Raw genomic sequence first — 4,110 nt, forward strand, 5'->3', positions numbered from 1 at the left:
GCGGCGTCCCGTTTCGAGGCCTTGCCGGCGCCGCCGATGGCGTCGGATCGCTGTCTGCCGTATGCTGTCCTCCATCAGGGCATACGAGCCGGCCGGCTCTGGGCCGCGGCGGTGTCGGGGCGGCAGGTGGTCGGGTTTGCACTGGCGGACATCGTAGCCCATACGGCCTTCTTAAGCGAGATCGATGTGCTGCCCGCCTATGGACGCCGGGGCATCGGTCGGGCGCTCATCGAACGTGTGGAGGCTTGGGCGCGGGAAACAGGCTTCGACCGGTTGTCCCTCACCACCTTTCGCGACATCCCCTGGAACGGACCGTACTACGCGCGACTGGGCTTCCGCGAACTGACCGAAGAGCAGCTTTCGGACGACCTTCGCGCGGTGCTCGCCGCCGAACGGGGTCATGTCCTCGCCGGCTGGGTGCGGGTGGCCATGACAAAAGCGTTGCGAGGAGACCTCCTGGCAACCTGACGCAGGGGGTACAAAACATCTCCCAAAGTCCCTGTATGAGCGAAAGAACCTATTCGGAAGACGAGATGGCCGCCCTGCTCGAGCGCGCGGCGGAACTCCAGGCACACTCTGCCCGCCCTGCTCCCGCAGCGGGCGCGCACAGCATAACCCGAAACGCCATGCCCCGACTTATCCCGTTTCTGCTGCTTACCTGCATCGCGACCGCTCCTTTACGAGCGCAGGAGGCCTCGTTTACTATCCCCGACGAGATCGTCATCGAAAGCGGCAGATTATCGGTCGTGTTTGTCGATGGGGTAACGGAACATGACGCGGTCTCCTGGTTGCGGGAGGCCGACTACGAGCCGATAGTCGTCCAGTTTGCGGATGTCGTGGCCCAGGTGCAGTCGAGCGAGCCCTTTTCGGAGGCCCGCGTCCGCGCCCTGCGCGATCGCGCGGAGGTGGCCAGCGTCGAATCGACCACCGCGCCCCGCTGGGGCAGCGATGGCCTCGGGGTGCCGGCATTTTTTGTCCTCGTCGTCCGCTTCCACCCACCCACCGGCGAGGAGGCCGTCCGCCGCCTCATCGAGGAGACGACCGGACTGTCCCCATTCGAGGTGACCAAGATCCCGAACGACGTCGAAATCCGGGTGCCGGAAGGGGAGGAGACGATGGTGATCGAGACGTTGCAGGAAAATCCGTGGGTGGACTATGTGACGTATGTGGCTGTTATTGAGGGGTGAGAATGCACAAACGACTCCTTTTCCTCATCCTGTTCGTCCTCGCCGGCTGCGACGGCGTCGATCCTCCCGAAAACCTGGCGACGGAAGTGACGCTGCTCGTCGTCTACACCCCGGATGCAGCCGCGGCGGCGGTGGACATCGACGCGGCGATCGCGGCGGCGGTGGCGGAGACCAACGTCGTCTTCGCCAACAGCCGGGTCGATGTCGCGCTCACGGTGGTGGGCGCGCGGGAGATTGAGTATACCACGACGGAGCGCTTGCAGGATCTGGCCTACCTCGTGGGGCGGGAGGATGGCGTGCTGGACGAGGTACATACGCTGCGTGACGAGGTGGAGGCGGACCTCGTGGCGCTGTTCACGAACGATCCGGCGTCGACGATCAACGCGGCGGTGATGGCCACGCCGGCCACGGCCTTTGTCGCCATCTACTGGCGGCAGGCCGGCGCCACGGGGTACGCCCTGGCGCACGAACTCGGCCATCTGTTTGGCGCCCGCCACACGCCGGACAGCGATCCCCTCGCCCTCCCGCTTCCTTACGGGCATGGTTTTCGAAACGAGACGTACCGGACCATCATGGCGAACGGCCCCCAGACCCGCGTGCCGTATTTTTCGGGTCCCGACCAAGTGTATCTGGGCGTCGTCCTGGGAGATTCGGCACTGAGCGATGTCGCCCGGCTGTTGCGTGAGACGGCCGTCTATGTCTCGAACTTCCGGGGGTCTCAGACTGAAACCGCGTTTGTCCCGCCGGGCACCTGGCCTATCGTAAATCCGTGAACGTGGATCCTGGTCCCAAAATCGCCGGCTCGCGTTTCTCAACTTGGCCGCTCGTACATTAAGCGCGCTCTGGACGACCGCCCCCTCCGGCAGGTCCTGCTTTACCCACCGATTGACTGCTGTATGAAAGACTGGTTGGGCCGGCTCGCGGCCGGCATGTTTTTTATCGCGTTGGCCGCCGGCTGCGCCTCTCCCGGATTGGATCGTCCTTTCACCATCGAAACCGGCACCATCGTCGGGGCCGTAGGATCCGATCCTTCCGTACATGTCTTCAAGGGTATCCCCTTTGCCGCGGCGCCGACCGGCGATTTGCGGTGGCGTGCCCCTCAGCCCCCTAGGCCCTGGATGGGCGTTCACCACGCGGACACATTCGGGGCGAGCTGCATCCAGAATATCCAGGGGTCCCGTGTGCCATGGACGGAGGAATTCATGGTCCAGGGCGAGATCAGCGAGGACTGCCTGTTCCTGAACATCTGGACGGGGGCTGAGTCCGCCCGGGAGCGCCGGCCGGTGCTGGTCTACATCCACGGCGGCGGGTTCTCGGAGGGATCGGGGGATGTTAAGATCTACGACGGGGAGGCGCTCGCGAAAAAAGGCATCGTCGTCGTGACGGTCAACTACCGGATGGGGGTGCTAGGCTTCATGGCGCACCCGGAGCTGACCGCCGAAGCCGGCGCCTCGGGCAATTACGGCCTGATGGATCAGGTGGCCGCGCTCGAGTGGGTGAAGCGCAATATCGGGGCGTTTGGCGGGGACCCGGACCGGGTGACCGTAGCCGGCCAATCCGCCGGCGCCTTCTCCGTCCACTATCTCACCGCGTCTCCGATGGCGGCCGGCCTCTTCCATCGGGCCATCCTCCAGAGCGGCCCGGGTACGATCGCGGGCATCGGCCGGCTTGCCACGCCCGCCCGAGAAACAGCCGAAGGAACAGGCCTGGCTTTCGCCAAAGCGTACGGGGCCGATTCACTGGCCGCCCTTCGCGCCCTGTCGTGGACAGATCTCACGACACCCCGCGAAGGCGCTCCGCCGGCGTTTTTCTGGCCGATCATCGACGGCGCGTTCCTCACCGAGGACGTGCCCCGTGCCTTCCAGGCCGGCCGTCAGCACGACGTGCCCACCCTGGCCGGCTTTAACGCCGATGAGGGCAGCGCATTTATGGCGGATATCTACCACGCCATCACCCCCGATGCGTTTGCCACGATGGCTCGCAGCCGCTTCGGCGACCGGGCGGAGGATTTTCTGGCGCTGTATCCCGCCGGCAGCGACTCCGAAGCGACCGCTTCCGTCCAGGCCTATGCCCGCGAAAGCGCCGTGACCGCGCTCATCCACTGGTCCACCCTCCGCGCCGCTACCGCGAAAACGCCGAGTTATCTCTATTATTTCGAACGCGCCATTCCCTGGCCCGAGCATCCCGAGTTCGGGGCGTTCCACACCGGCGAGGTGCCGTATGTATTCAACAACCTCTCGTTGCTGAATCGCAACTGGGAGGCATCGGACAGCCTGCTGGCCGATCAGGCCTCGTCCTACTGGGCCAATTTCGCCTCCGCAGCGGATCCAAACGGCGCCGGCCTGCCGGCCTGGCCGGCGTTCGGCGCGCAAGAAGAGGCCCTCATGAATCTCGGCGTCGTCACCGCGCCCCGTCCGCTGCCGGATCAGGCCCGGCTGGACTTCTTCCTCCAGTTGCTGGATGCCCCATAATGACGCGCGGCCTACCCGAACACCGGCTCGCGCTCGAAACCGTCCATGACGCCGCGCGCACGATCGACCCGGTTTTTCTCCAGAGTCCGCAGTATGCCTGCGAGCCGCTGCAGGACGCGCTGGGCGTGGCGGTTTCCCTTAAAGTCGAATCCATCAACCCGATTCGCTGCTTCAAGGGCCGGGGGGCGGACTATCTGGTGGCGCGCCGCGCTTCCGATGCGCCGCTGGTCACGGCCAGCGCCGGCAACTTTGGCCAGGCCATGGCCTATGCCTGCCGAACACACGGCGTGCCGCTCACGGTGTATGCCGCCGTCACCGCCAACCCGCTCAAGCTGGACCGCATGCGCGCCCTGGGCGCCGAGGTGATCCTCGCGGGCGTAGACTTCGACGCCGCGAAAGAGGTCGCCCGCGCCGCCGCGGCGGTCTCGGGCGCGCGGTTTGTAGAGGATGGA

General features: G+C 65.7%; 5 protein-coding genes. All 5 read left to right on the forward strand.

The annotated features are described in order from the left end of the window. Positions 1-468: GNAT family N-acetyltransferase (locus SH809_08865; GenBank protein ID MDZ4699801.1), on the forward strand; the 468-nt coding region annotated here is incomplete at its 5' end. Between the two features lie 35 nt (positions 469-503). After that, positions 504-1,187 carry a hypothetical protein gene (locus tag SH809_08870; protein ID MDZ4699802.1) on the forward strand — a complete coding sequence of 228 codons (684 nt, stop codon included), beginning with the start codon at positions 504-506 and terminating at the stop codon, positions 1,185-1,187. A 2-nt stretch (positions 1,188-1,189) separates the two neighbouring features. Further along, the gene (locus SH809_08875) at positions 1,190-1,960 is read left to right on the forward strand and encodes a M12 family metallo-peptidase (protein MDZ4699803.1); all 771 of its coding nucleotides are present in this window, start codon (positions 1,190-1,192) and stop codon (positions 1,958-1,960) included. 123 nt (positions 1,961-2,083) lie between these two features. After that, positions 2,084-3,658, forward strand: a complete 1,575-nt coding sequence (locus SH809_08880; protein ID MDZ4699804.1) for a carboxylesterase family protein — start codon at positions 2,084-2,086, stop codon at positions 3,656-3,658. Further along, a partial coding sequence (locus tag SH809_08885; GenBank protein MDZ4699805.1) for a pyridoxal-phosphate dependent enzyme occupies positions 3,658-4,110 on the forward strand: 453 nt, incomplete at its 3' end. The genes SH809_08880 and SH809_08885, both read left to right, overlap by 1 nt.

It is taken from the genome of Rhodothermales bacterium (assembly GCA_034439735.1).
Lineage (GTDB): Bacteria > Bacteroidota > Rhodothermia > Rhodothermales > JAHQVL01 > JAWKNW01.

What these genes read in the sequence shown, in the direction of transcription:
- SH809_08870 (MDZ4699802.1), top strand. Translation starts at nt 504, where the DNA reads ATGAGCGAAAGAACCTATTCGGAAGACGAGATGGCCGCCCTGCTCGAG.
- SH809_08875 (MDZ4699803.1), top strand. Translation starts at nt 1,190, where the DNA reads ATGCACAAACGACTCCTTTTCCTCATCCTGTTCGTCCTCGCCGGCTGC.
- SH809_08880 (MDZ4699804.1), top strand. Translation starts at nt 2,084, where the DNA reads ATGAAAGACTGGTTGGGCCGGCTCGCGGCCGGCATGTTTTTTATCGCG.